At 71.9% G+C, this 26,153-nt stretch carries 21 protein-coding genes and 5 tRNA genes; 15 read left to right on the top strand and 11 right to left on the bottom strand.

Translation table 11 applies throughout. The features are described from left to right. Positions 1-28: 28 nt before the first annotated feature. From secE to WMF33_RS03025, 8 genes are all read right to left on the bottom strand, one after another. On the bottom strand, positions 29-535 hold the full coding sequence (secE, locus tag WMF33_RS03060) for a preprotein translocase subunit SecE (protein WP_437335735.1): 507 nt from the start codon (positions 533-535) through the stop codon (positions 29-31). A gap of 186 nt (positions 536-721) precedes the next feature. Then, a tRNA-Trp gene (locus tag WMF33_RS03055) sits at positions 722-794 on the bottom strand. Positions 795-823: 29 nt separating this feature from the next. Beyond that, positions 824-994 (bottom strand): 50S ribosomal protein L33, encoded by a 171-nt coding sequence (gene rpmG, locus WMF33_RS03050; protein WP_020732607.1) that lies wholly within the window; start codon positions 992-994, stop codon positions 824-826. A gap of 9 nt (positions 995-1,003) precedes the next feature. Continuing rightward, positions 1,004-2,194 (bottom strand): elongation factor Tu, encoded by a 1,191-nt coding sequence (gene tuf / locus WMF33_RS03045; RefSeq protein ID WP_020733175.1) that lies wholly within the window; start codon positions 2,192-2,194, stop codon positions 1,004-1,006. A gap of 52 nt (positions 2,195-2,246) precedes the next feature. Further along, positions 2,247-2,322: transfer RNA gene (locus tag WMF33_RS03040), tRNA-Thr, on the bottom strand. 16 nt (positions 2,323-2,338) lie between these two features. Then, positions 2,339-2,411, bottom strand: a tRNA-Gly gene (locus WMF33_RS03035). A gap of 74 nt (positions 2,412-2,485) precedes the next feature. Further along, positions 2,486-2,567 (bottom strand) — tRNA-Tyr (locus WMF33_RS03030). A gap of 81 nt (positions 2,568-2,648) precedes the next feature. After that, positions 2,649-2,721: transfer RNA gene (locus WMF33_RS03025), tRNA-Thr, on the bottom strand. Positions 2,722-3,591: 870 nt separating this feature from the next. Here WMF33_RS03025 and WMF33_RS03020 point away from each other — a divergent pair. Both WMF33_RS03020 and WMF33_RS03015 read left to right on the top strand, forming a co-directional pair. Then, positions 3,592-5,391 carry a protein kinase domain-containing protein gene (locus tag WMF33_RS03020; RefSeq protein ID WP_437335734.1) on the top strand — a complete coding sequence of 600 codons (1,800 nt, stop codon included), beginning with the start codon at positions 3,592-3,594 and terminating at the stop codon, positions 5,389-5,391. Between the two features lie 391 nt (positions 5,392-5,782). Next, on the top strand, positions 5,783-5,935 hold the full coding sequence (locus WMF33_RS03015; protein ID WP_187345854.1) for a hypothetical protein: 153 nt from the start codon (positions 5,783-5,785) through the stop codon (positions 5,933-5,935). A 207-nt stretch (positions 5,936-6,142) separates the two neighbouring features. Here WMF33_RS03015 and WMF33_RS03010 read toward each other — a convergent pair whose 3' ends face one another. Further along, a complete protein-coding gene (locus WMF33_RS03010) occupies positions 6,143-7,732 on the bottom strand; it encodes an MXAN_5187 C-terminal domain-containing protein (protein WP_437335733.1) in 1,590 nt (529 codons plus the stop codon). Between the two features lie 5 nt (positions 7,733-7,737). Further along, positions 7,738-8,493 (bottom strand): hypothetical protein, encoded by a 756-nt coding sequence (locus WMF33_RS03005; RefSeq protein ID WP_437335732.1) that lies wholly within the window; start codon positions 8,491-8,493, stop codon positions 7,738-7,740. A gap of 213 nt (positions 8,494-8,706) precedes the next feature. Between WMF33_RS03005 and WMF33_RS03000 the strand changes: the two genes are divergently transcribed. The 8 genes from WMF33_RS03000 to WMF33_RS02965 all read left to right on the top strand — a co-directional run bounded on the left by WMF33_RS03000 (position 8,707) and on the right by WMF33_RS02965 (position 17,520). Then, entirely contained in the window at positions 8,707-10,188 is a 1,482-nt protein-coding gene (locus WMF33_RS03000) for a prolipoprotein diacylglyceryl transferase (protein WP_437335731.1), read from the top strand. A gap of 3 nt (positions 10,189-10,191) precedes the next feature. Continuing rightward, complete coding sequence (hisIE, locus tag WMF33_RS02995; protein WP_437335730.1) at positions 10,192-10,881, top strand: bifunctional phosphoribosyl-AMP cyclohydrolase/phosphoribosyl-ATP diphosphatase HisIE; 690 nt, start codon at positions 10,192-10,194, stop codon at positions 10,879-10,881. Positions 10,882-11,039: 158 nt separating this feature from the next. Continuing rightward, positions 11,040-11,942, top strand: coding sequence for a hypothetical protein (locus tag WMF33_RS02990; RefSeq protein WP_437335729.1), 903 nt, complete (start codon positions 11,040-11,042; stop codon positions 11,940-11,942). An 81-nt stretch (positions 11,943-12,023) separates the two neighbouring features. Continuing rightward, positions 12,024-13,640, top strand: a complete 1,617-nt coding sequence (locus tag WMF33_RS02985; protein WP_437335728.1) for a BamA/TamA family outer membrane protein — start codon at positions 12,024-12,026, stop codon at positions 13,638-13,640. Next, positions 13,637-14,428: a hypothetical protein gene (locus tag WMF33_RS02980; protein WP_437335727.1), complete on the top strand. Its 792-nt coding sequence runs from the start codon at positions 13,637-13,639 to the stop codon at positions 14,426-14,428. Before WMF33_RS02985 ends, WMF33_RS02980 begins: the two co-directional genes overlap by 4 nt. Positions 14,429-14,513: 85 nt before the next feature. Continuing rightward, a complete protein-coding gene (locus WMF33_RS02975; protein ID WP_437335726.1) occupies positions 14,514-15,122 on the top strand; it encodes a precorrin-2 dehydrogenase/sirohydrochlorin ferrochelatase family protein in 609 nt (202 codons plus the stop codon). Positions 15,123-15,270: 148 nt separating this feature from the next. Next, positions 15,271-16,545: a PEGA domain-containing protein gene (locus WMF33_RS02970; RefSeq protein WP_437335725.1), complete on the top strand. Its 1,275-nt coding sequence runs from the start codon at positions 15,271-15,273 to the stop codon at positions 16,543-16,545. Positions 16,546-16,557: 12 nt separating this feature from the next. Then, the gene (locus WMF33_RS02965; protein WP_437335724.1) at positions 16,558-17,520 is read left to right on the top strand and encodes a hypothetical protein; all 963 of its coding nucleotides are present in this window, start codon (positions 16,558-16,560) and stop codon (positions 17,518-17,520) included. A 45-nt stretch (positions 17,521-17,565) separates the two neighbouring features. Here WMF33_RS02965 and hflX read toward each other — a convergent pair whose 3' ends face one another. Then, positions 17,566-19,431, bottom strand: a complete 1,866-nt coding sequence (gene hflX / locus WMF33_RS02960) for a GTPase HflX (RefSeq protein ID WP_437335723.1) — start codon at positions 19,429-19,431, stop codon at positions 17,566-17,568. Between the two features lie 298 nt (positions 19,432-19,729). On the opposite strand from hflX, the gene WMF33_RS02955 reads away from it, so the two are divergent. The 5 genes from WMF33_RS02955 to WMF33_RS02935 all read left to right on the top strand — a co-directional run bounded on the left by WMF33_RS02955 (position 19,730) and on the right by WMF33_RS02935 (position 26,147). Beyond that, positions 19,730-20,767 carry a homoserine kinase gene (locus tag WMF33_RS02955; protein ID WP_437335722.1) on the top strand — a complete coding sequence of 346 codons (1,038 nt, stop codon included), beginning with the start codon at positions 19,730-19,732 and terminating at the stop codon, positions 20,765-20,767. Between the two features lie 152 nt (positions 20,768-20,919). Next, the gene (locus WMF33_RS02950; protein WP_437335721.1) at positions 20,920-21,813 is read left to right on the top strand and encodes a M48 family metallopeptidase; all 894 of its coding nucleotides are present in this window, start codon (positions 20,920-20,922) and stop codon (positions 21,811-21,813) included. A gap of 47 nt (positions 21,814-21,860) precedes the next feature. After that, entirely contained in the window at positions 21,861-23,678 is a 1,818-nt protein-coding gene (locus WMF33_RS02945) for a dynamin family protein (protein WP_437335720.1), read from the top strand. Between the two features lie 136 nt (positions 23,679-23,814). Further along, positions 23,815-24,543 (top strand): GTP-binding protein, encoded by a 729-nt coding sequence (locus WMF33_RS02940; RefSeq protein WP_020732588.1) that lies wholly within the window; start codon positions 23,815-23,817, stop codon positions 24,541-24,543. Next, positions 24,540-26,147 (top strand): ATP-binding protein, encoded by a 1,608-nt coding sequence (locus WMF33_RS02935; RefSeq protein ID WP_437335719.1) that lies wholly within the window; start codon positions 24,540-24,542, stop codon positions 26,145-26,147. The genes WMF33_RS02940 and WMF33_RS02935 overlap by 4 nt, the downstream gene beginning before the upstream one ends. Positions 26,148-26,153: the final 6 nt, after the last annotated feature.

The following is a 26,153-nucleotide window of genomic DNA, read 5'->3' as shown; positions in this document are numbered from 1 at the left end:
CGCTTGATTCCCTCAGGATCCCCCTGCTTCAGCTTCCATCGCCATAAACGATGTTGGTCACGAACGCCCAGAAGCGGTCGAGCAGCGCCAGGTAGAGGGTCGCCACGGTGGTCGTCGCGATGACGACGAACGTCGCGTTCGTGACCTCTTTCTTGGTCGGCCACTTCACCTTCGCCAGCTCGGCGGCGACCTCGTCGCTCCAGGTGCGGAGCTCCGCGTTGCGGAACGCACGCAGGACGACGATGACCGCGATGACGCCGCCGACGACCATGCCGTAGGTCGTCTTGTCGTCGTCACCCACCGCGGAGACCGCCGGCAGCGTTCGGCTGAACCAGTCCTTGTTGGAGAGGGTCGCCCAGACGCCGTGGATGACCTTGCCGAGCAGGTAAGCGAGCAGCATCCCGGAGGCGAAGAAGCCGGCGAGCACATAGCGCTCGGTCCCGAGCTGCGTGGCCGCGACCTCTTCCTCGGCTTCCTCGGCGTCCTCGCGCTGCGCCTCGGCGTCAGCGGTCCCCGGCTCCTCGCCTTGCGTCACGAGGGACGACGCTTCAGCGGGCGCGGGCGCTCCAGATTCGTCCGGCTCCCCATCCTCCGCGACCTTCGGCGTTTGCTTGTCTTCTTGACTCTTCGCCATAACCACACCAAACGCGCCGGCCCGCGGCAGACAGAAGCCTGCTCGATGGGGCTCCGAGGGCGCCCCCTGGGCGCCCACATTCCCCGGCAGGGGCAGAGAGGCTCGAACTCCCGACCTGCGGATTTGGAATCCGCTGCTCTACCAACTGAGCTATACCCCTAGAATCGCTGCGCCTTCCTGAGCACCCGTTCACTTCGTCTCGTTGTGAACCGTGTGCTTCTTGCACTGCTTGCAGAACTTCTTGAGCGAAACCACCTGGTCGGGCGCCTTCGTGGTCTTGTAGTTCCGCGACTTGCACTCGCAGCAGGCCAGTGAGACGGCGATGCGCGCCGCACGCCACCCACCGGCCTGCTCGCCCACGTCGGCCTCCTACGCGAGGATCTTGGTGACGACGCCGGCGCCCACCGTCTTGCCGCCCTCGCGGATGGCGAAGCGCATCTGCTCCTCCAGCGCGACCGGGGCGATGAGCTCGATCGTCATCGTGATGTTGTCGCCCGGCATCACCATCTTCACCCCCTCGGGGAGGTTCACCGTGCCGGTCACGTCCGTCGTCCGGATGTAGAACTGCGGCCGGTAGTTGGTGAAGAACGGCGTGTGGCGCCCGCCCTCCTCCTTCTTGAGGACGTACACCTCACCGGTGAACTTCGTGTGCGGCGTGATCGACCCGGGCTTCGCGAGCACCTGGCCGCGCTCGATCTCTTCCTTCTCCACGCCGCGGAGCAGACACCCGACGTTGTCGCCCGCCTGCCCCTGGTCGAGCAGCTTCCGGAACATCTCGACGCCGGTCACGACCGACTTCTTCGTGTCCTTGAAGCCGATGATCTGCACCTCGTCGCCGACCTTGATCACGCCGCGCTCGATGCGGCCCGTGGCCACCGTGCCGCGGCCCTTGATCGAGAACACGTCCTCGATCGCCATCAGGAACGGCTTGTCGATGTCGCGCACCGGCTCGGGGATGTAGCTGTCGAGCGCGTTGAGCAGCTGCTGGATCGTCTCCTCCCACTTCGGGTCGCCCTGCAGCGCCGGCAGCGACGCGCCCCGGACGACCGGCGCGTTGTCGCCGTCGAACTTGTACTTCGAGAGGAGCTCGCGGACCTCCATCTCGACCAGGTCCAGCATCTCCGGGTCGTCCACGGCGTCGCACTTGTTCAGGAACACGACGATGTGGTTCAGGCCGACCTGCCGGGCGAGCAGCACGTGCTCGCGCGTCTGCGGCATCACGCTGTCGAGCGACGACACGACGAGGATCGCCCCGTCCATCTGCGCCGCGCCCGTGATCATGTTCTTGATGTAGTCGGCGTGCCCGGGGCAGTCGACGTGCGCGTAGTGGCGCTTCTCGGACTCGTACTCGACGTGCGCCGCCGCGATGGTCACCGTCTTGGTCTCGTCACGGACCGTCCCGCCCTTCGCGATGTCGGCGTACGAGATCGCCTTCGCCAGCTGGCGCTTCGACTGCACCTTGACGAGCGCGGCCGTGAGCGTGGTCTTGCCGTGGTCGATGTGGCCGATGGTGCCCACGTTCACGTGCGGCTTCGTACGAGTGAATTTCTCCTTGGCCATCGAGATGTCTCCTGCCGAAATGAAGTTCGCGACTGCGTTGCGCTGTCCTCGTTGGAGCCCACCATCGGGATTGAACCGACGACCTCGTCCTTACCAAGGACGTGCTCTGCCAACTGAGCTAGGTGGGCAAACGACCGACCACGGAGCGGGCGACCGGGTTCGAACCGGCGACGTTCAGCTTGGAAGGCTGACGCTCTACCAACTGAGCTACACCCGCGGGGCTCCGCCGGGAGTGATCCCAGCGGATCTACATCTTGGTCGGACCGCTGTCGGAGCGAACGACCGCTCCGGTGGAGGGTGATGGATTCGAACCATCGTAGGCATTGCCGGCAGATTTACAGTCTGCTCCCTTTGGCCGCTCGGGCAACCCTCCAGATTTTCTATCTTTTCTCTACCGTACCGTGTTCGTCCGTCCCGTGGCCTCCCGAACCGTCGACCTGCTGCCTTGCATCGGAGCTGGCGAGGGGACTTGAACCCCTAACCCCCTGCTTACAAGGCAGGTGCTCTACCGATTGAGCTACGCCAGCGACATCGACCCGCTGCTCGCCCCCGGGGCTCCGGGAGGCGTGCGTGCTGACCTAGCGACATGTCCCAAGATCGATCACTTCTATACGAGCAATCAACTCCCGGCCCTGCTGGACCGTCTGCCTGCGCGGCTCGGGGCATCCCGAGCCGGCCTGGACCGCAGCGAGGTGAAGCGGCTGGTGCTGCTCACGTCGCTCCGAAGGTAGACGAGTCCCGCGAAGGGAGGAGGCTCTTAGCCCCCTGCAAGAGACGTGTCAAGCGGTGTGCATCGTTTTCGTCCCGTTCTCGTCCGTTTCGCTGGAATCGGCTGCGGAAGCGCGGGTCGAGCGCGCCGTCGAGCTGCGGCGGGCAGGAGCTCCCGCCTCGTCCGGCAGCGCCGATCTCGCTCGAGTGACGACCGTTTTCAAGGCGGACGTCGCGCCCAGCGCGCGAAGCGGCGCGGCGCGGGCTCGAGCCGCACCGTCCGCCGGGGCACGGCGGCGGGCCCACGCCGCACGATGGCGCCGCGCGGGCACGGCGCGAGCCCGCATCGCACCGTCGTCGCACGGGGCGCTCCGCAGCACGACGCCGTCGCGACGCGCCCCGCGCGACGGCGGCGCGCCCCGCACCACGACGCCGTCGCGACGCGCGGCGCGCCCCGCACCACGACGCCGTCGCGACGCGCGCGCTCGCGGGGAGCCACGGGAGGCGAGCGAAGTCACGGGAAGCGACGGGAGACTCGCCGTGGCCGCGCCTCGGGCGAGCAAGAGCTCCCTTGCGCTCGGCGCGCGGCTGCTGCGATCCTGCCCGGCGCACGTTCGCTCGGGCGCGCAGCGGAGCAGCGCCGAGCGTCGTCGCGGTTCATCACGCTTCGGGGGTAGAGGTTCGATCGCATGGACTGTCCCGCTTGCCATCAGCCAAACATCGATGGGGCGCGCTTCTGCGCCACGTGCGGCGCGCTCCTCCCTGTCGCGCCGGTGGAGGCAGACCCGCTCATCGGCACGATCGTGGGCGGCCGGTTCCGGATCGTCGGGGTGCTCGGCGAGGGCGGGATGGGCCGCGTCTACAACGGCGAGCAGCCGATGGGGACCTCGGTGCGGAAGGTCGCCATCAAGACGCTCCTCTCGCAGCACGCGAAGGACCCGCAGGTGGTCGCGCGCTTCATGCGGGAGTGCGGCACGGTCAGCGAGCTCGAGCACCCGAACACGATCAAGGTCTACGACTTCGGGCAGACGAACACCGGGGAGCTCTACATCGCGATGGAGCTGCTCACCGGGCAGTCGCTGGAGACGGCGCTCGAGCGAGGCGGCGCGCTCGCGCCCGAGCGGGTCGATCGCATCCTCGCGCAGGTGTGCGGGTCGCTCCAGGAGGCCCACGAGAAGGGGATCGTCCACCGCGACCTGAAGCCCGCCAACATCTTCCTGACCAGGCGCGCCGGCGAAGAGGACTACGTCAAGGTCCTCGACTTCGGCATCGCGAAGCGCGACGAGCGCAGCGCCAAGGCCGAGCAGAAGCTGACGCAGCAGGGGACGGTGCTCGGGACGCCGCCGTACATGAGCCCCGAGCAGTTCACGGGCAAGGAGCTCGACGCGCGGAGCGACATCTACTCGCTCGGCGTGCTGACCTACGAGATGCTCACCGGGCGCCTGCCGTTCGAGGCCGACACCCCGTGGGCGTGGGCGACGCAGCACATGACGGCGCAGCCGTTCCCGTTCGAGGCCGTGCCGATGGGCGCCGCGGCCCCGCCGAAGATGAAGGCGGCCGTCATGAGGGCCCTCAGCAAGAACCGCGAGGAGCGCCAGCAGTCGGCGCGGGAGTTCTACGAGGAGCTCACCATCGGCGCCGGGCCTCGCCTCTCGGTGCTCGGGACGCCGCCCCGCACCCAGGTCGGGCTCGAGGCCCCGACCAGCGGGACGGCGCTGATGCCGTCGCGCTCAGGTCAGACGCAGATCGGCGAGCCGCTGTTCGTCGCGGGGCCGCCCACGGGACCGGGCAAGACCGTCGTCCCCCACCACGCCGCCACCGTCATGGACCAGGCGGCGATGCCCGGGGGCGCGGTGGCGGCCCACCCGCCCGTGAACACGGGCAGCGGTCAGGTCTTCCCCGCGCCGCCGCCGCCGCCAGTGCAGAAAAACAAGACAGCCCCGATCCTCGCCGCGGTCGCGGCCGTCGCGGTGCTCGGCGTCGTGGGCGTCGTCATGATGACGAAGGGGGGCAGCGGGGGCGCGACCGAGGAGAGCACGTCGACCGCGATCCCCCTGCCCTCGGGCGCGTCGTCCGTCGCGCCGCCCGTCTCCGTCGCGTCGGACCCGACCGTGCCCCCGCCGACGAGCGAGCCCTCCACCCCGGAGCCCCCGCCCGAGCAGGCGGGTCAGGTCAAGACGCCCGCCGACCCCGCGAAGACCACGCCGACCCCGACCGCCGGGCCCAAGGCCCCACCCCCCGGCAACGAGAAGGCCGAGCAGGAGTGCAGGGCCGCGATCAACCTGGCGAACGGCGGCAACACGGATCTCGCGGTGAAGCGCTTCGCGGCCTGCGACGGCCCCAGGAAGGCCGAGGCGAGGGCCGCGATCAGCGCGAGCGCCAAGCGAGCCGTCGCCTCCAAGGGGTGCGCGGCCAAGTCCCACGCCATGGCCGCCGCGCGCATCGGGGCCGGCGAGGCGATGTCCCAGCTGCCGGCGAAGTGTCAGTGACCATGCCGCGCGGACGTGGCCAACGTGACGAACGCGACGAGGCGGACGGAGCGGCGCGGTTGCGACGGCTGTGGACGATCGGGCTCAACGCCGGGCGGGCCCGGTCTGTTCCAGGCTTGCCTTGACGCGCGATTTTGACCGATGCTAGATCCTGCCTCGACGGGTTCTGAAAGTTCAGTGAACGCCATGACCTGGCTTGGTAGGTCGGCGCTTGACTTTGGAACATGGGGGAGAAGGTCGCTCACGGGAAATGGGCAGTAAGATTCGTTTGGCCGCGCCTCGAATGACCTGGCGCGACATATGTCGATCCGAAGAGTTTGCTGGGCGATGGATCGCCCTTGACAACGTCCGATACGTTACGGGCGGCTGTCAGCCGGCCGAGGCCGACGTCGTGGACGCCGACGACGACCTGGCCGACTTATGCGCGCGGATGCGCGAAGCCGACCGTACGGCCTGTGCGATCCTCTTCGTCGAGGAGGAGGCCGGGGTTCCGGCGCAGGTCCAGCGACTGCCGCAGCTGTGGCGCCGCGTCGCGCACCACTGATCGGCCACAACCACCTCATCCACCCCGCCACCTGATGTAGCGAGCGCTTCCGGAGCGACACGGCGCGCCGGGCACGGCCCGGCGCGCTCAAGGTCCTGGAGCCGCCGCGGTGGCATTTCGCGCGCGCCAGCGCCCGCCTTGGCGGCCCGCGCCCTCGGGGCCGCCTGGACCCGCGCCGGCGGAGCCCGGCTGGGCGACGGCGACCGGCTACTTCAGGATCGGCTTCAGCAGCGTCTTGCCATCCTTGACGACGACGTCGTAGTCCACCGACTTGGCCGGGTTCGTCGCGCGCAGCTTCGCCGCCTGCGCGCGGAGGCTCTCGGCGAGGCGTTCGTAGGTGACGCCGGCCGTCGACTCCCGCGCGGCGCGCTTGGTCTCGACGTACTTCGCGTAGATCTGGCGCAGCCGTTGCTCCGGGAGCTCGTCGTCGCGCGCGGCCGACCGCTGCGGGGGCGGCCCGGGCCGAGGGCGCGTCGCGGCGTCCAGGCCGGCGCGCGCGGCTTCCGGCGGGCGCGAGGAGGCGCGCGGCGCCGCGTGCCGCGCTCCGCCGCTCGCCGTACCCGTGTCCGCCGCGGGCGGCGCGGTGGAGCGGCGGCGCCGGCTCGGCGGCGGTCGCTCCGAGTGCACGCGGTCCTGCCGCCTCGCTCCAGCGCCCTTTGCCTCGCCAGCTGCCGCCGCGGTGGCCGCCGGCGCTGCGGCTGGCGGCGCTGCGGCTGCCGGCGCCTTCGCGGCGCCCGGAGCCGATGCGGCCGGCGGCGCTGCGGCTGCCGGCGAGGCCGCGGCGCTCGGCGGAGATCGAACGGGGAGCGGAGGCGGCGGTCGCTTCGGCGGAGCAGGCGGCGGCTCGGGCGCGACGTCCGTCAGGGCCCCGGGAGACCCGGCCGCGGCCGCCGCCGCGTCGCCGGTCTTGGCGCTCTGCGCGCGCTGAGCGCGCATCTCCGCCGCGAGCTCGGCCAGCCGCTGGCGGTTGGCGGTGCCCCCCGCGGCCGGGGCGCGGTCGGCGGCAGGGCGCGCGGAGGTCCTCACCCCCGCTGGAGCTGCCTCGGTCGTCTTTGCTTCGGCCGGCTTCGCCTCGGCCGGCTTGATCTCCGGCGGCTTCTGCTGGGGCCTGGTCAGGCCGAGCCCCCGGGGCAAGCCGCCCAGCGGAGCCGGCTTCACGGCCGCCGCCGCCTGCGGCGTGGCGGGCGGCACCAGGGCGGGGCGCACCTGCGGGCCGGCGGGCGCCGCGGCCTCCGGCGGTGCGATCGGCGGCGCGGCGGGCTCGCGCGGCGGGGCCTCCTCGGCGGCCAGCTCGACCGGCGGCTGCTTGCGCGACGGCGACGCGGCGGGCAGCGGCGGGGGCGCCAGCGTGACCGCCTCGTCGTCGACGTCGATCTCCTCGTGGTCGCCGGTGTCGTCGCGGCGGGCTGTCTCGCGCGCCGCCTGCTGCTCGGCGAGCTCCGCGTAGCGCTCCGCCCGCTTCCGGCCGACGATCGTGAGCGCCTCCTTCGTTCCGACCCGCTTCGCTGCGCGGATGACGTCGCGACGGTACGTCCCGTTCTCGATCTCGCGCGCGATCCGGCCCCAGTACTGCTGGAACGTGTTGTAGCGCTGGAACAGCATCTGGAACTTGAACCGGAGCCCGGTGTTCCTGATCTGCTCCCGCCGCATCACCCAGATGCGGCGCTCCACGTCCTTGCGCGGGATGAGCGGCTCGAGCCGCTCGATCCCCATGAAGTACTGCTCGTACAGCGCGCGCAGCCGCTCGATGCGCGTCTCCAGCTCCTCAAGCTCCCGTTCGACCTCGCTCGATTCCATCGCGGCTAGAGGGGCGTGATGCGCAGGTTGTCGAAGCAGACTGGCGCATCCCAGTCGTTGAAGCCCAGGTGCTCGTGCCCAGGGCCGGCGAGCGGCGCGGGATCGCTGAGCTCCAAGTAGTCGACGCCGTCGACCGACCAGGAGAGCGTCCTGCCGTCGCGGCGCTCGATCCTGAAGCGGTACGGCTGCCCCGGCGCGACCGGGCGCGCGCGCTCGTCGTCGCTGTCCGGATCCACGTCGATCTCGAGGCGATCTGCGCCGTGCTCGTCGAGCCGGGCGAGCACGTGCTTCGTGTTCTTCCATCCGCCGAGGATCACGAGGTAGCTCGTCGCGTTCGTGTAGCTCGCCGCCGTCGCTCCGCTCCGTCCATCGCCCCAGAGCTCCACCTTGAGATCGCCGTCGGGGGCCTCGGCGATGGCGTCGAACTCGATCCGGGCGTTCTCGGGCAGCGGCCGTCTCAACCACGCGCCGCGGTTCCTCGCGCCGCGGACGCAGAGCCGCCCCTCCTCGATCTTCCACTTGGGGCTGAGGGCGTTCCAGTCGGGGCCGAGCGCCGCCCGATCGAAATCGTCCTCGAACACCCCCGCGCGCTGCGCTCCCTGAACGCCGCCCGCGGCGACCGACGCGGAGGCCGAGGCAGCGACCGTCCCGGCTGGCCGCGCGCTCGTGTCGCCGGTGGCCGGCCCCTCGGGCACGCACGACGCGCTCACGAGCAGCGAAGGCACGGCGAACACGCTGACGGTGGCACGGCCAGAGAGCACGGAATCGATGCTAGCAGCGGTGCGCGCGGACTTCGAGGCCGCTGGCGGACGCCATCGCCGGAAGGGAGTCGAGCCTCCGCCGCGCTGCCAGCCCGGGCGCACGGCGAGCGCCCGACGCGGCCGGACCAGCAACGGAAAGCGCCTTGGCTCGCCGCGTCATACCCGAGAGACGGCGCTTGATGGGCTCCAATCCCGGGCGTAAGGAGAGGCGCCATGCATCCCATCCTGTTCCGCGTCCCGCTGCCCGTCTGGACCGTGCCCCTGCTCTGGGTCTTCCTGATCGCTGCGGGCATCGCCTTCGCGGGCGCGATCGGGCTGCTCATCGGCAAGAACAAGCCAGGCGCCGCTGCGGCGGGCGTCGCGGGCGTCGTGCTCGCCGTGCTCGCGTCCCAGTTCAAGGAGCAGACCTACACGCTGGGTCCGATCCCCATCTACAGCTACGGGGTCATGCTCGGCCTCTCGCTCGTCGTCGGCTGGTACCTGACGCTCGGGCTCGCGGAGCGCGACGGCCTGCCGAAGGAGACGATGGCGAACTGCTACGTCGTCACCGCCCTCGCCGCGGTCCTCGGCTCGCGCGTGCTCTACATCCTCACGAACCTCGACGAGTTCGACTCGTTCGGCGCGATGTTCGACATCCGCCGCGGCGGGCTCGTGGCGTACGGCGGGTTCCTGGGCGGCTTCCTGGGCTCGTACCTGTTCCTGCGGTCCCACCGGCTCCCGCTGCTCCCCTGGGCCGACGTCGCCGTCCCGAGCCTCGCCTCGGGCCTCATGATCACGCGCATCGGCTGCTACCTCTTCGGCTGCGACTTCGGCCGGCCGCTCAGCGAGACGGCGCCCGCCTGGCTGAAGAAGCTCGGCACCTTCCCCCACTGGGCCGAGGGCACGCTGGACCACGGCAGCGGGTCCCCGGCGTGGGTGCAGCACGTCAAGGAGCGCGGGCTGGATCCGACCTCCGAGGCGTCGCTCGCCGTGCACCCGACGCAGATCTACGAGTCCCTCGTCGGCGCGGGGCTGCTCGCGCTCCTGCTCCTCGCGCGACGGCGGCAGAGGTTTCGCGGCGAGATCTTCCTGCTCTTCACGTTCTCCTACGGCGTCTGCCGCTACCTGCTCGAGCTCCTGCGGGACGACGCGGAGCGCGGCTCGATCCCGCCGACGCTCCCGGAGCACGTGCTGCTCCCCGCCGGCCTGCTCGTCTTCGCCGTGGGGTACGCGATCGGGTTCTCCCGCGTCGTCCGCAACGACGTGGCGCGCAAGGTGACGCAGGCGCTCGCCTTCGTCCCCGCGGTCGCCCTGTACCTCGCCCTCAAGCCCGAGACGTTCGGCGCGTCCACGGCGCTCCAGTACTCGACCTCCCAGGCGGTCGCGCTGGCGACCGGGCTCGCCGCGTCGATCGCGTTCGCGATCTACTACAAGGCCGCCCTCGACCACCCGGAGCAGGCGATGGCGCTCAACCTCCCGCAGAGCCAGCCCGCCGCCGACGACGAGGGCGAAGACGACGACGACGAGGACGAGGAGGACGCGCCGGGCGACGGAGACGACGAGGAGGGCGCGCCGAGCGAGAAGCGCGGCGCGAAGGCGAAGGCCGGCGACGAGCCGTCGCGGGGGAAGCGCGGCAGCGCGAAGGACGGAGGCCGGGCGACGGCCCGCGAACGCGGCGCCGCTGCCGAGGCGCCCGACACCACCGGAGAGGCATAGGCTGTGAAGATCGCATTCGGAGAGGGCAAGCTCATTCCGGCCGTCGTGCAGGATCGGCTGACTGGACAGGTCCGGATGCTCGCGTACATGACGCGCGAGTCGCTCGCCCGGACGCTGGAGACGGGGCGCGCCACCTTCTTCAGCCGATCGCGCGGCGAGCTCTGGGAGAAGGGGGCGACGAGCGGCAATACGCTCGCGGTCACGAGCATTCACGCCGATTGCGACGGGGATGCGCTCCTCGTGCTCGCGGAGCCGCGCGGCCCGACGTGCCACACGGGCAGCGCGAGCTGCTTCTTCCGGCAGGTCGAGGCCCGCGGCGACGAAGAGCCGGAGGCCGCCGACGAGGGGCAGGACGCGTCCGCGGTGCTCGAGTCGATCGAGCGGGAGATCGAGGCGCGCAAGGCGTCGTCGGCGACGAAGAGCTACACCCGCAAGCTGCTCGACGGCGGCGCGCCGCTCATCGGCGCGAAGCTGCGCGAGGAGGCCGGCGAGCTCGCGCAGGCGATCGCCGGGGAGAGCGACGATCGCGTCGCGTCGGAAGCGGCAGACGTCATCTACCACCTGCTGGTCGGCGTCGCGTCGCGCGGCGTCCCGCTGCGCGCGGTCCTCGCCGCGCTCGCGGCGCGCATGGGCACGAGCGGCCTCGTCGAGAAGGCGCAGCGGGCGCAGAAGGACCGGACGGGAGCGCCGTGACGGGCCGCCGCCTCAGGGCGGCGGCGGCGGCGAGGCTGCAGGCGGCGATGCTCTTCGCGCGCCGAGCGTATAGGCCGTGAAAAGCGGGCGCAATCCGCCGTCGCCGCTGCGCCGCGGCGCGCCCTCCGCGCCGGCGAGGGATGGGCTATCCTGGAGGCGTGAGCCCGTTCCGTGAGCCGCCCGGCGTCGAGCTCGGCCCGCTGGAGGTCGGCCTCGGGCGCGCGGCGCGGCGAGCGATGGTGGGCCTCATCCCGAGCGGCGGGAGGCTCATCGCGCCGGACGGCTACGCGCGGCTGATCCAGGGCGAGGGCGGCTCCTTCCGCTGGCGGTCGCACGCGGCAGGCGCGCTGGGCTCGCTGGGGCTCTTGCTGGTGGCCGCCTGCGCCTTCGTCGCGGCGACCGGCGGCTTCAGGCTGAGCGGCGTCGGTGCGACCGCCGCGACGGTGGCGCTCGTGATCGCGGGAGGCCTCTCGCTGGCCGCGGTGCTGCGCGCCCTCGATGCGCCGCGCGAGCGGCTCACCGTGCGCGGCGCCGTGGTCGGCAGGGCGGCGAGGCGCGCGCTCCGCAGCGCATTGCGCCTCGCGCGCCAGGCGGCGCGCGCGCCGGACCGGTTCGGCCCCCGCCGCGTCACCGCGCTGCGCAGGACGCTCTCCATGCTCGCCGATCCGCTCATCGCCGACTGGATCCCCGCGGACGTGCGCGGCCGCGCGGAGCTCCTCCTGGCCCGCGCCATCGCCGCGAGCGCCGGCGCGCGCTGGACGCGCGACGCCGGCGTCCGGGACGAGGTCCGGTCGCTGCTGCGCTCCGCGGCCGATCACCTGATCGAGCCGACGCCGGCCCGGCTGGATCTGCTCACGCTGGCGGAGCGCACCGAGGCCGCCCCGATCTCGCGCGAGCCGCGGCGGCAGCAGCGCGCGCCCGCCGCGGCGCGGATCCGCCGCGGTGCGCCGTCGCCCGAGGCCCCTCCCGGCGACGACGCCGCGGACGCCGCGTCGCTCGCCGAGCTCGACGCGGCCGATCCCGCCGGCGGAGCAGGAGGCCGTGCTATGGTGCGCCGTTGAACGGTGCCCCGCTGAGCGATGCGTCGTCGAAGGGTGCGTCGCTGACGTCGCAGCTGGCTCCGGCGGTGTCGCAGCGCTCCTGTGAACCCTCCTCGATTCCGGGGCACGTCACGCACCCCGGCCATCCCCCTGCCCCCTGTGCTCCGCCGCGCGCTCCTCGCGCTCTGTAGCGCGCTGCTCGTGGCGTCGCGCTCGGGCCCTGCGCTCGGCCAGGGCGCGGAGGCGGCCGCCGGCGCGCGGCCCGCGGCGCCCGAGCCGGCGCCTCGCGCGGCGCGCCACCGCGCGGCAGGGCTGTCCGCCGGCGCGACGCCGCAGGAGCGGCACCGGGTCCGGTACACCCTCGACGGCATCGAGATCCGGGGCAACGTGCGGACCGCCGCGCGCGTGATCCTCCGCTACGTCAGGTTTCGCGCGGGCGGCGTGCTCGACGTCGAGGATCCGGAGATCGAGCTCACGCGCTACCGCCTCCTCGGGACCGGGTTCTTCGCCTCGGTCGGGCTGTCGCTCCGCAAAGGGGCCGAGCGCGGGAGCGCGACGCTCGTGATCGACGTGGTCGAGCGCAACACGTTCGTCGTGCAGGACCTCTGGCTCGGCATCGCGGCCGACGAGGACACGGCGGGCAACGCGCGGCCGCTCTCCGCGTTCACCGGCGTACAGGCCGCCGAGACCAACCTCGCGGGGACCGGGATCACGCTCGGCGCCGGCGTCGGCCTCGCGGCGGACCAGCTCGCCCTGAGGACCCGCTTCGTCGATCCCGCGTTCGTCGGGACCCGCTGGTCGGCCGCGGTGACGGTGCTCTACAACGACGCGCGCGACTTCTTTGGCAACCGGGACGTCTCGTTCGAGTCCCCGCTGCTCGAGCAGCGGGAGGTCACGGGCTACGCGGTCGTCGCCTACAAGCGGTTCGGCGCGACGCTCGGCACGGGCCACGACGTCTCCTCCTCCTCGCAGCTGTCGCTCGACTACCACCTCGAGCAGATCGACGCGACGGTGCCCACGGTCGCCTCGCACATGCGCGGAGACCGCCGCGAGCCCATCGATTTCGACATCCTGGGCGGCAGGACGGTGCTCTCGTCGCTGCGCGCCGCGATCGACTACGACACGCGCGACGCGCCGTTCCTGACGACGCAGGGCACGCTCGCCTCCGTCGCGGTCACGGTGGGCGTCCCGCCGTTCGGCAGCGACTACGGCTACCAGAAGTTCGAGTTCGCCGCGCAACGCTGGTTCCGCCTCCCGATGCGGCACGTGCTCCGCGTCGAGGCGTTCGCCGGCGCCGTCGCCGGGGACGCCCCCTTCTTCGAGAAATTCTACGTGGGCGACCTCACCGACCTCCTGCCGGATCGGCTGCTCGACCTCGCCCCCGATCGCAGGCAGCCGCCGAACTTCCTCAGCACGGACATCATCGAGGTCCGGTACGGGGACTTCGCCGCGAAGCTCGAGGCGGAGTACCGGATCCCGGTCTACGCCGGCCGCGGCTCGATCTACGGCGTCGACTTCTTCGGCGCCGCAGGCCTGTACGGGCTCGCGACCCGCCGCGAGTTCACCGACCCGCCGACCGGGTACGAGGGCCTCGCCCGCGTGCCCGTGGACATCACGTACAACCTCGGTCTGCGGGTCGACACGGCGGTCGGCGGCGTGACGCTCGCCTTCTCGAACCTGCTCGGGCTGATCCCGGCGCGGCGCGGTGAGCGGAAATGACCTGCCCGGGCGCAGGCCGCGGCGCGGCGCGCTGGCGCTCGATCGCGCTGCTCGCCGCGCTCTCCCTGGGCGCGGGTCGGGCGGCGGCCCAGGAGCGGCCCGGCGGCGCGGGCGGCCGGCAGGAGACGAAGGAGATCGACGACGCGGACGCGCAGCAGGCGCTCGGCACGCCGGCCGCGCTGCCCACGCGCGTGGCGAGCCTCTCGCTCGACAAGACGATCGTGCAGCTCACCGTCGGCTTCCGCGACGTGGTCGACGGCGAGATCTCGAAGAAGCTGCTCAGCGGGCTGCCGACCGTCATCACGATGCGCGGCTATCTCTTCCACGAGAGCGGGGGCAACCCGGTCGCGCTCGCCGCCAAGAGCTGCCGGATCGTCTACGACCTCTGGGACGAGGTGTTCCGGATCCAGCTGATCCAGGCCGGAGGTCAGTCGAGCACGGTCGCGGTCAACGTGGAGGGCGTGCTCCGCAACTGCGCCGAGGCCCGGAGGCTGCCGCTCGTGGAGCGGTCGCTCGTCCGCGACGGCAATCGCTATTTCGTGGCCGTGCTCGTCGAGGTGAACCCCATGAGCGCCGAGATGCTCGATCGCATCAAGCGGTGGGTCACGCGCCCGCCTGGCTCCACCGCGATCGGGCCCGGCGACTCGCTGTTCGGCTCCTTCGTCGGCCTGTTCGTGACGCGCATCGGCAACGCCGACCGGAGGCTCGCGTTCCGCACGCAGGCCTTCCTCCCGCCGGCTCCGCCGCCGAGCCCGCCCCCGCCGCCCCAGAGCCCTCCGAGCCGCTGAGGCGCGGCGAGCTCGCCCGCCGCCGCGACGTCCGGCGCTCGACAATCGCTGCGCGGCCGCCCCCGGTTCGTGTCTACTCCACCCCATGCGCCTCTTCCCCATCGCGCTCGACCTCAACGGCCGGCGGGCCCTCGTCATCGGCGCCGACGGCGAGGTCCCCTACACCGTGGAGCGGCTCCTCTCGGCGGGCGCCCGCGTCTCCGTCGTGGCGCCGGGGCAGGTCGACGCGTCGATCGAACGCGCCGGCGAGGAAGGGCGGATCGAGCTGCACCGGCGGCCGTTCGCGGACGGCGACCTCGCCGGCGCTGCGATCGTGTTCCTCGCGCCGGGCGACGACGCGCTCTCGCGGCGACTCCATCGCGAGCTCGCGGACGCCGGACGACTCGTCTGCACGCTGGATCGCCCGGAGGTGTCGAACTTCGTCAACCCTTCGGTGGTCTCCGCCTCCGGACTGACCATGAGCTTCAGCAGCCACGGCGTCAGCCCAGGGACGATACGGCGCATCCGGGAGGATCTCGGCGCGCTCTTCTCGGATCCCCGGTTCGCGCGCTACATCGAGGCGCTGCGGCGGCTCCGCGAGAGCCTCCCGCGGGGCGCCGAACGGGCAGCGCGCATGCGGAAGGCCACCTCGGGCTTCGGCCTGGAGGCGAGGCTGCGGTTCCCTGCGTGGCTGGAGCGAGGCGACGAGCCTTGATGTCCGGAGATGCCGCAGGCAGAGCGGGGGGCGCCGCGAATGAGGGGGCGCGCGCGACCCCGACGGACGCGAAAACCCTTGTGTAGAGCGGCCTTCAAGGCTTAAGTGGGCGCCCACGCGACACTATCCGCGGAGGAGGGCTTACGGTATGCGTTCACGATCGGGCCGGCTGACGATGTTGACCTCGGCGGCGATGGTCTCTGGGCTCCTGACGCTGACGAACGTCAGTCCGGTATCTGCGCAGACGGCGCCGCCCCCGGCGGGCAAGCCGGCCGCGCAGGCGCCCGCCGCGGCCGCGCCGACGCCGGGTCCTGCGAAGCCCGCCGCCGCGGCGCAGGCGCCTGCCAGCGCCACGCCGCCCGCCGCCGGCGGCGCCACGCCGCCCGCCGCTGGCGCCACGCCGCCCGCCGCCGGTACGCCCGCGACGGCAGCGCCCGGAAAGACCGCCGAGCCCGCGGCGAAGGTGACCACCACCAAGCCGAAGAAGCCGCTGACGGAGAAGCAGAAGAAGGACGAGGCGAAGAAGCTCTACAAGGAGGCCGAGGCCAGGTTCGAGAAGGGCGAGTACGCCGTCGCGGCCGACCTGTACCGCCAGGCGGACGAGCACGTGCCGGGCGCCGCGCCGAAGTACAAGCTCGCCCTCTCGCTCGACAAGCAGGGGCTCGCGACCGAGGCGGTCGCGGCGTGGCAGGCGTTCCTCGACTCGAAGCCGGACGCGGAGAAGTTCAAGGACAAGATCACCGAGGCGCAGGGGCGCGTCGAGGCCCTGAAGAAGACGCCGGCCAAGGTGAAGGTCGCGACCGCTCCGGAGGCGCCGCCGGGCCTCAAGATCGCGATCGACGGCGTGGCCCAGACCGGCACCGAGCTCTCGGTCCCGCCCGGCAAGCACACCCTCACCGTCTCGGCCGAGGGGTTCATCGACTCGAGCCAGGAGCTCGAGGTCACCTTCGCCGAGGCGCGCGAGGTCAGCGTGACGCTGACGCCCAAGCCGCAGGAGCCGGTCGCCGCGACGCCGGCGCAGCCCCCGGCCCCGCCGCCGGCCGCCGAGGTGCCCCCGGCGCAGCCGCCGCCGCCCGCGCCGGCGACCGAGCCGCGCTCCCCGGTGCCGGCCTACGTGACGCTCGGGCTCGCCGGCGCCGGCGTCGTGGTCGGGACGATCTTCGGCATCCAGGCGCTCGGCGCGAAGGGCGACTTCGACGAGCAGCCGACGACGAAGAACGCGGATCGCGTCGACCGCTTCGCGCTCATCTCGGACATGTCCTTCGCGGTGGCGCTCACGTTCGGCGTCACCGGCGCGGTCCTGCTCCTCACCGATGACGCGCCGGCCGAGAAGGCCGCTGCTTCGAGCGTGACGAAGAAGGCGTTCGTCACTCCGTACGTCAGCCCGACAGGCGGCGGCGCCGCCGCGCGGTTTACCTTCTAAGGGGACTACACCATGTGGAAGAACCAGTACCTTCTCGCGATCGCGCTCTGCGCCGGCGCGCTCTCGACGCTCGGGATGGGCTGTGAGCTCATCGCCACGGTCGACCGCTCGCGCATTCCCGGGGACGACGGCGTCACCGACGGGTGTGCTGACGGCACGAAGAACGGCGACGAGACCGACATCGACTGCGGCGGCTCCACCTGCCCGCAGTGCGAGCTCGCCAAGGCGTGCACGGCGAAAGAGGACTGCGCGAGCGGCTTCTGCGCCGACGGCGTCTGCTGCAACACCGCGTGCGACGCGGAGTGCGATGCCTGCACCGCCGATCTCAAGGAGTCGGGTGAAGAGGACGGCTCGTGCGGCGCCTCGAAGGCCGAGTCCGAGTGCGGCGAGGCGACGTGCTCCGAGGGCGTCCAGACGACCCGCGGCACCTGCGACGGGACGAGCGTGGAGTGCGCGCCCGGCGAGGAGACGTCGTGCGAGACGTTCGCCTGCGATCCGGACGAGAACGCGTGCTTCGCCGAGTGCTCGGAGGACACGCAGTGCGCCAAGTGCCACGTCTGCGATGCGGGCGAGGGGACCTGCTCGCTGGCTCCGGCGGGCGCGACGGGCCTCGGCTGCGAGGACGACCAGGCGTGCGACGCCGCGGGCGAGTGCAAGGCCGCGAACGGTCAGGAATGCACGGACGCGACCGACTGCGGCAGCGGGAGCTGCGTCGACGGCGTCTGCTGCGACACCGCCTGCGACTCGCCCTGCCAGGCCTGCAACATCGAGGGCTCGGCGGGCAAGTGCTCGAACGTCCCGCTCGGCGCCGAGGACGGGATGGACTGCAGCGACGTCAACGTCTGCGACGGCGAGGGCGCCTGCAAGCTGGCCGAAGGCCAGCGGTGCGCCTCGGACGAGGAGTGCGCGAGCGGCAACTGCATCACCATCAGCGCCGTCAGGGCCTGCGACGAGATCGAGACCCCGGATCCCTGAGCTCTCTCCGGCTCCCGCCGGGCTCCCCGCGGAGCCCGGCGGAGCTCACGCCCCGAACGTCCCTCGCGCGCGCGCGCTGATCGCCTCGGCCTCGGCGCCGGAGGGCGGGCCGAGCACCGTCATCGACTCGGCTTCCCCGTCGAACAGGCCGCCGTCCTCCTCCAGCTCGCCGCGCTCGGCCTCCACGTCGTAGGCGGGCACCGTCGCGGCGTCCTCCCAGCGGCTCTTGAGCCGATCCGCCAGCTTCGCGAGCAGCTCCCGCGTCGTCTCCCGGTCCGTGGCGGACAGGAGCACCGCGTCCGGGTGCCCGAGCAGCAGCCGCCGCCCCTCCTCCGGGGCGATCAGGTCCGCCTTGTTGAACACCAGGATGCGGGGGATGCCGATGAGATCGAGCTCGGTCAAGAGCGCCTCGGTCGTCTCGATGTGCTGATCGCGCGCGGGATCGCTCGCGTCGACGACGTGGAGCAGGAGATCGGCGTCGGCGGCCTCCTCGAACGTCGCCCGGAAGGCGGCGAACAGGTCCTTCGGGAGCTCCCGGATGAAGCCGACCGTGTCGGTGATCACCACCTCGCGCTCCTCGGGGAAGCGCAGCCGCCTCGAGCGGGTGTCGAGCGTCGCGAACAGCTTGTTCTCGGCGAGCACGTCGGCGCCGGTCAGCGTGTTCAGCAGCGTGCTCTTGCCGGCGTTCGTGTAGCCCACGATCGAGACCACCGGCACGCCGAGCCGGGCGCGGCGCCGGCGCCGCTGCTCGCGCTGCCGGGAGAGCCGCTTCAGCTGCGCCTCCAGGAAGCTGACGCGCTCCTTCGCGCGGCGGCGCCCGATCTCGAGCTTCGTCTCGCCGGGACCGCGCCCCCCGATGCCGCCGGTCAAGCGGGACAGGGAGTCGTCCTTCTGCCCGAGGCGCGGGAGCGTGTACTTCAGCTGGGCGAGCTCGACCTGGAGCTTGCCGTCCGACGACTCCGCGCGCTGGGCGAAGATGTCGAGGATGAGCTGCGTCCGGTCGAGCACCTTGAGGTCCGTGTGCTTCGCGATCGCCGACGCCTGCGACGGGGTGAGATCCCGGTCGAAGACCAGCGTCTCCGCGTCGAGCTCCGAGGCGCGCAGCACGACCTCGTCGAGCTTCCCCTTGCCGAGCACGAGCCGCGGATCGATGCGGTCGCGCAGCTGGAGGACCGTGTCCGCGACGTCGACGCCGGCGGTCCCGGCGAGGTCGGTCAGCTCGCGCAGGCTCTCCTCGGCCCGCGCGAGCGCGCCCGCCTTGGCCTTCTCGGCGACGTGCACGAGGATCGCCCGGCCGTCCTTGGCCGCGACCGATCGCGTGCGCGATCGCTTCGCGAACTCGTCCTCGAGCGCCTGGATGAGCGCGCCGAAATCGACGTCGAGGCGGCCGACCGCGACGGGGCCCACGGTCCGGTACGGCAGCTCCGCCTTCCCGCGCTCGTCGCCGCCCTCGTCGTCCACGGTCACCGTGACCGCTTCCTTCCCGTGGACCGGCACGTTGTACGCGTACTGGAGGGTCCGCGGCTCTCCCTGCGGGGAGAGCTGCACGGCCGCGACCAGATCGAGCCGGAGGCGGACCAGGTCGACGAGGTCGTCCCGCGTGAGCGGCTCGTTGAAGAGGTGCGTGTGGACGAGCCGGAGCGCCCTGAAGCGCCCCTGCGCGGCGCGGAGGCGTCCGATGTCGGGCAGCATCAGCCGGGTCGCGTCGCCGACGACGACATAGTCGATCTCACCCGAGCGGTGGACCAGGGCGCCGACCTGGCGCCCCGTCTCGTGCGACGCCTCGGCGAGCGCCTTGATGAGCTCGGGCGTGGCGATGCTGCCGAGCGGGACCTTGCGGCGGTAGATGCGCTCTAAGGTCTTGGTGGCGAGGGGGCTGAGTCCGGTGGTGTTTCCGTAGAGGGTGGGCATTCGATAATTGAAGGGAGTGGTGCTCCCGCTCATTCATAACGCACGCAGGGCCGGTCCGCACCGGGGCCACCGCGGATCTCACGCGGGTCGAGCAATTTCTTTTCTTCTCATCGCTCGTCGCCGTCAGGTCCTCTTCCCCCGTCTCCCCCTCGCTCTTCCGCTCCCCGCGCGTTCCCCGCGTTGCCCCTTCTTCCCCTTCGTCGCTCGCCTCGATCTCCCCTTCCAGCGTCCCGTTCCGGCGCTTCGCGTCTCCCGCCTGCGCGCGGCTCCACGTTCCTGTAGAGGCCGCGGCCGAGCCGTGGCAACGCTGCCCACGATGGCCATCCTGACCCCCCTCTCGCTCGCAGATGCCCGCCGCATCGGCGCGCTCTACGGCCTCGAGGTCGCCGACGTGCGCGGCCTCCTCGCCGGGAGCGTGAACTCGAACTTCGCGCTGACGCTCGCCGACGGTCGCGGGCAGGTCTTCCTGCGCATCTACGAGGAGCAGCAGCGCGGCGCGGCCTCGCGCGAGGCGCGCATGCTGGCGCACCTCGCGGCCGGCGGCGTGGCCACGCCGCAGCCGCTCCGCCGTCAGGATGGAATGTCCGGGTCGGAGGACACCGCGTTCATTGCCGAGCACGCTGGCAAGCCGGTCGCGCTGTTCCCGTGGGTCGCGGGCGACTCGCTCTGCCAGGCGCGCGTCACGCCGGACGCGGCCCGACGCGTCGGCGCGGCCCTGGCGCGGGTCCACCTCGTCGGCGCGTCGTTCGAGGGGGCGAACGTGAGCCGGTTCGACCTCGACAGCCTCGACCAGCGGCTCCAGGGCCTCCGCGCGCCCGCGCGCCCCACCGGCGAGGCCGCCGCGGCCCTCCCGCCCGACGTGGCCGCCGCGGTGGACGAGCTCACCGGCCGGCTCCAGCGGATCCGCGCCGCGGCGCCGCGGGCGCCCGGGCCCGAGACGCTGATCCACGGCGATCTCTTCCGCGACAACGTGCTCTGGCAGGGCGGCGAGATCTCGGCGCTGCTCGACTTCGAGAGCGCCTCGCGCGGCAGCGCCGCCTTCGATCTCGCCGTCACGATGCTGGCGTGGTGCTACGGCGACGACCTCGACCCGGACCTCGCGGCCGGGCTCGCCGCCGGCTACACGTCGGTGCGGCCGCTCTCAACCGAGGAGCGCGGCCGTCTATTCCACGAGAGCCTGGTCGCGGCGCTGCGGTTCTCCATCACGCGGATCACCGACTTCGAGCTCCGCCCGAAGGGCAGCGGCGTCTACAAGGATTTCCGGCGCTTCCTCGCGCGGCAGCGGACGCTCGAGCGCCTCGGCCCGGAGGGGCTCCTCGCGCTGCTCCGCGTCTGATCGCGCCCGCCATCGCCTGCGTTGCGTCCGCTCTCGTCCGCTCTCGTCCGATTCGACTGTGCGCGAAGGTCGCCTCGTGATTTTGCGTGAAGTTCGCGGCACCGGGCGAGGGCGGCGTTGCGCGCCCGCGGCCCGACCGTTACCTTCGCCGGATGGCACAGGTCGGAACGCTCGATTTCAAGGGCTTCATCGAGAGACGGAAGGGCCAGCGCGCGGGCGGCGGGGACGGCGCTGGCAACGCGTACGCCTACGTGTCCGATAAGAACACGCGGCTCGCGTTCGAGAAGATGCGTCCGGTCGAGCTCGCCGTGACCGCCGCGGTCCGGCTGTTCAAGACGGTCGGCAAGAACGAGCTCCTCGGCCACGCCGTGAAGGTCGGCCCCACGCAGTTCCCGCGCGTCCACAAGCTCGCGGTCCACTGCGCCGAGACGCTCGGGATCGCGACCCCGACGCTCTACATCGTCAACAGCCCCACCCTCAACGCGGCCACCTACGGCACGAACGACGACTCGTTCATCATGGTGCACTCGGCGCTCGTCGACCATTTCACCGACGACGAGCTGCTCAGCGTCATCGGCCACGAGTGCGGCCACATCCACAACAGCCACGTCGTCTATCTGACCGCGATGCACTACCTGACGCGGATGGCGTCGGTCTTCGTGAAGTGGATCGTCGGCCCGGCGATGCTCGCGCTCTCCGGCTGGTCGCGCCGGGCCGAGGTCACCTGCGACCGCGCCGGGCTGCTCTGCGCGAAGAGCCTCGACGTCTCGACGCGCGCGCTCACCAAGCTCGCGCTCGGCTCGACCAAGCTCTACGAGGAGCTGAACCTCGAGGCGTTCATCGCCCAGCACGACGAGGGCAAGGGCGGCATCGGCCGGTTCGCCGAGTTCACGGCCAGCCACCCGTGGCTGCCGAAGCGCGTCCTGGCGCTCCGGGCCTTCGCCGAGAGCGAGCTTTACCAGCGCCACGCCGGGCTCGGCTCGGGCGGCCTCTCCATGGAGGAGGTCGACGAGAAGGTGCACGAAGTCATCAAGATCTGGGGCTGAGGGGCTCGCTCCTCCTGGCTACCGACCCAAGGCCGAGGTCAACGCACATGCTCGAATCCTTCCACAGCCGCAAAGACGACGTGACCGGGGCGCTCCGGGAGCTCTCGGAGTTCGCCGAGAGCCTCGGCGCGAAGAGCGTCGCGACGCGCATCACGAACGATCTCGTGAAGAAGCTCGAGGCCGATCGGTTCCACCTCGTCGTGGTCGGCGAGTTCAACCACGGCAAGACGACCTTCGTGAACGCCCTGCTCGGCGCCTCGATCCTGCCCGTCGGCGTGACGCCCACGACGGCGGTGATCCACCACCTCGAGTACGCGGCCGATCCGCGCGCCGAGGTGGTCTACGCGTCGGGAGAGCGCGCGGGCCTGCCGTTCGAGGACGTGCGGGCCTTCACCGTCGGCGGGGAGCGCTCGTCGAGCGCCGGCGAGGTGAAGTTCCTCGAGGTGGGGTACCCGGCCGAGCTCCTGCGCGAGCGCGTCGTCCTCGTCGACACCCCCGGGGTGAACGACCTCTCGCTGCAGCGCGCGGACATCACCTACAGCTACATCCCGCGGTCGGACGCCGTGCTGTTCCTCATCGACGCCGGCCAGCCGCTCAAGGAGAGCGAGCGCGTCTTCCTCCAGGACAAGCTGCTCGGGCAGTCCCGCGACAAGATCCTCTTCGTCGTGACGAAGCGCGACATCTGGAGCCAGGACGAGGAGGCCGAGGCGCTCGCCTACATCCGGGGCGAGCTCGGCAAGCTCGTGAAATCGCCGGTGGTGTTCCCGATCTCCAGCGAGCGGGCGCTGGAGGGCGACCGGGCCGGCAGCGGCATGCCGGAGCTGCTCGATCACCTGACCCGGTTCCTCGCCGAGGAGCGCGGGCGCATCCTCCTCGACAACGCGCTCGGCGAGGGCCTGGAGTCCGCGCGGCTGCTCGGCAAGGGCGTGGACGCGCGGCGGCGGGCGACCGCGATGTCGCGCGACGAGCTCAGCCGCCGCATCGAGATGATCGAGAAGGACCTGGCCGGCCAGTCGCGCACCATCGAGGAGCGGCGCGCCGGCATCCGCGAGGAGGTGAGCGCCATCCGGGCGTGGGTGCGCCGCGATCTGGACCGCTTCGTCGACGACGTGCTCCGGCAGCTGCCGGCGATCATCGACGAGGCCCACACCGACGAGATCAAGGTCTACCTCGGCGCGTTCCTGGAGCGCACCTTCGCCGAGTGGGCGCAGGCCGAGACGAAGGAGATCGCCACGGCGCTCGAGGCGCTCGCCGAGAAGACGATCGCGCTCGTCCGCGAGGACGCGCACGACGTGGCCAAGCGGGTCAGCGAGGCGCTCGGGGGCGACGTGAAGACGCCGAACGTCGAGGTCGACACGTTCGGCTACGACGTCGGGGTCTTCGCGCTCTTCACGATCGGCCTCGGCGTCATGTTCACGAACGCCCTGCTCGGCGGGATCCTGGCGCTCGCGGCGCCGGTCCTGGCCGTGTACGTGAAGGACAAGGTCGAGGCCGAGACCCGCAAGAAGGCGAAGGAGATGGCGCCGATCGCCCTGCGCGAGGCCGCCACCCGGATCGGGCCGAAGCTCGACGAGATGATCCAGGAGTTCGCGAGCCGCCTCGACGCGTGGGTGGTCACGGCCGGCCAGGAGCTCCACCGGGAGGTCATCGAGGTGCTCAAGGCGGCCCGCGAGGAGCGGGTCCGCGCCGAGCCGAGCAGCGAGAGCCAGCTCAAGGCGTGCGACGACCAGGCGGAGGCGCTCAAGGCCCTGACGGCCCGCCTCGAGGGGCTGCGCAGCGCGCTCTGGACCGTCGAGAACGGCGAGAGCAAGCCGATCCCCCCGCCCGTGTCCAGCGTGCCCAACGCGCCCGGCGGCTCGGCCTGAACTCGGCTTGAGCGAGCGCACGCCTCCTGACACGGGGGGAGGCGCTGCCCTGCCCGGCCTCCTCGGCCGGGCGCCGTGGCCATGCCGGGCGCCGTGGCCATATCCAATCGTCCGGCGCTCATGCGAGAATGCGGCCGTGCAGCTCGACTTCGCAGCCCGTGAAGTGACGATCAAGCTCGTCTATTACGGCCCGGCGCTCAGCGGCAAGACGACGAACCTCGTCTCGCTGCACGGGCTCGCCGGGTCGGACGCTCGCGGACGCCTGATGACGCTCGAAACGCAGGACGATCGCACGCTGTTCTTCGATCTCCTGCCGCTCACCTTCCGCGCGAAGGACGGCGACGTCTCGCTCCGCATCAAGCTGTTCACCGTGCCCGGCCAGCCGATGCACGCCGCCACGCGGCGGCTCGTGCTCCAGGGCGCGGACGGGGTCGCGCTGATCGCCGACTCGCAGATCACGGAGACGCAGCGCAACGCCGAGGCGTTCTTCGACCTCCGCCAGAACCTGCGGGAGAACGGCCTGGATCTCGCGCGGATGCCGCTCGTCATCCAGTTCAACAAGCGCGACCTCCCCGACATCCGGAGCGACGAGGAGCTGGCGCGGCTCGCCGCGCGGGGCAAGGAGCCGGTGTACCGGGCCATCGCGACCCGCGGCATGGGCACGGTGGAGACGTTCATGGGCCTGCTCCACCTCACGTGGGAGACGCTCGATCAGACGCACCAGCTCTCGAAGCGGCTGTCGATCAGCGGCGAGGAGCTCCTGAACAGCGCGGCGCGCCAGCTCGGGGTGACGAGCTCGGTGGGCGAACTCCTGGCGAGGCGTATGGGCGGCAGCTTCGAGAAGAGCTCCCGGATCGTTCCATGAGGCCCGACGCCCACAAGGGGACGCCGGCTGACTTCGGCCTCGACGACGAGGACCTCCTCCATGTGCCGAGCTCCGCGCCGATGCCGTCGGCGCGCGTCGCGGACGCACCCAGCTCCTCGAAGCGCGATGGCGCGGCGAGCGCGCCCGAGCCCTCGACGCTGCCGCCCCCCGCGGCCGCGCCGGTCGTCGATCTGGTCGGCATCGGCCCGCTCTCGCTCGAGGATCTCGTCGATCGTCAGGCCCTCGGCGAGATGGCGGCGTCGTTCCACGAGCTGTTCGGGCTGCCCATCCGCATCCAGTCGATCGGCGGCGCGACGCTCGCGGAGGCCGGCGCGCCCGCGCCGCTCGCGTCTCCGCGCGACCCTGCCGGCGACGCGCAGGAGACCCAGCGGACCGGCGCGGCGCCTCCCGATCGGGCGCAGGGGCGCGGCCCGGCGGCCGGCGGCGAGCTCGCGGATCCCCGCTCCCCCGGCGCGCTCTACCAGGTGTTCCCGATCGAGTACGACGGTCGCGCGATCGGCCGGTCGATCCTCGGCCCGTACCTGCCCGAGGGCCTCGACGAGCCTCCCGCGGCAGAGCTCGCGGCGGCGGCGCAGCTCGAGCAGGCGCGCGCGGCGGAGGGGCTGCCGCCGCTGCCGCGGCTCCGGCCGGAGCGGCTCGGCCAGATCGCGGCTCACCTCCGCGCCGTCCTCGATCTCATCCTGTTCAGCGGGCACAAGTCGCTCCTCACGTCGACAATGCACGTCGCGTCGATCCGCGAGAGCTTCCGAGAGCTCTCGCAGAAGAACGCCGAGCTGGAGCAGGCGTACGAGCGGCTGAAGGAGCTCGACCGGCTCAAGTCGAACTTCCTCGCCACGGTGTCGCACGAGCTCCGGACCCCGCTCACGTCGATCATGGGCTACAGCGAGATGCTCGCCGAGGGCATCGGCGGGCCGCTGACGGGCGAGCAGCGCGAGTTCATCGACACGATCCGGTCGAAGAGCGAGCAGCTGCTCGGGCTCATCATGAGCCTCCTGGATCTCTCGAAGCTGGAGAGCGGCACGCTGATCGTGCACCGCACCGAGGTGGCGGTCGGCCCGGTGCTCGTGGAGGCGGCGTCGACGATGGCGCCGGCCGCCTCGAAGAAGGGCGTCGAGCTCCGGATCCACGCCGAGAGCGATCTCCCGCCGGTGCTCGGGGACAGCGACCGGCTGCGCCAGGTCTTCGTCAACCTCGTCGAGAACGCGGTGAAGTTCACCGAGCCGGGGGGCGAGGTGCAGCTCGTCGCCCGCGCCGTGAGCGAGGACACGGACGATCTCCCCGGGCTGGTGCTGGTCGCGCCGCTCCAGCAGGCGGTCGAGATCCGCGTCGTGGACACGGGCATCGGCATTCCTCCTGGCGAGCGGCTGAAGGTGTTCGATCCGTTCTACCAGATCGATCAGAGCTCGACCCGGGAGCACGGCGGCACGGGCCTCGGCCTCTCGATCGTCAAGCGGCTGGTCGAGGCGCACAGCGGCACGGTCCGCATCGAGCCGAACGAGCCGCGCGGGACCGTGTTCGTGGTCAAGCTGCCCACGGTCGCCGGCTCGTCGTCGAACAGCCTCGTGCCGCCCATCTTCCAATGAGCGGGC

This window comes from Sorangium sp. So ce394, assembly GCF_051474665.1.
Lineage (GTDB): Bacteria > Myxococcota_A > Polyangia > Polyangiales > Polyangiaceae > Sorangium > Sorangium cellulosum_D.
The sequence above is the reverse complement of the archived record's forward strand: the minus strand, read 5'-3'. Positions and strand labels throughout refer to the sequence as shown.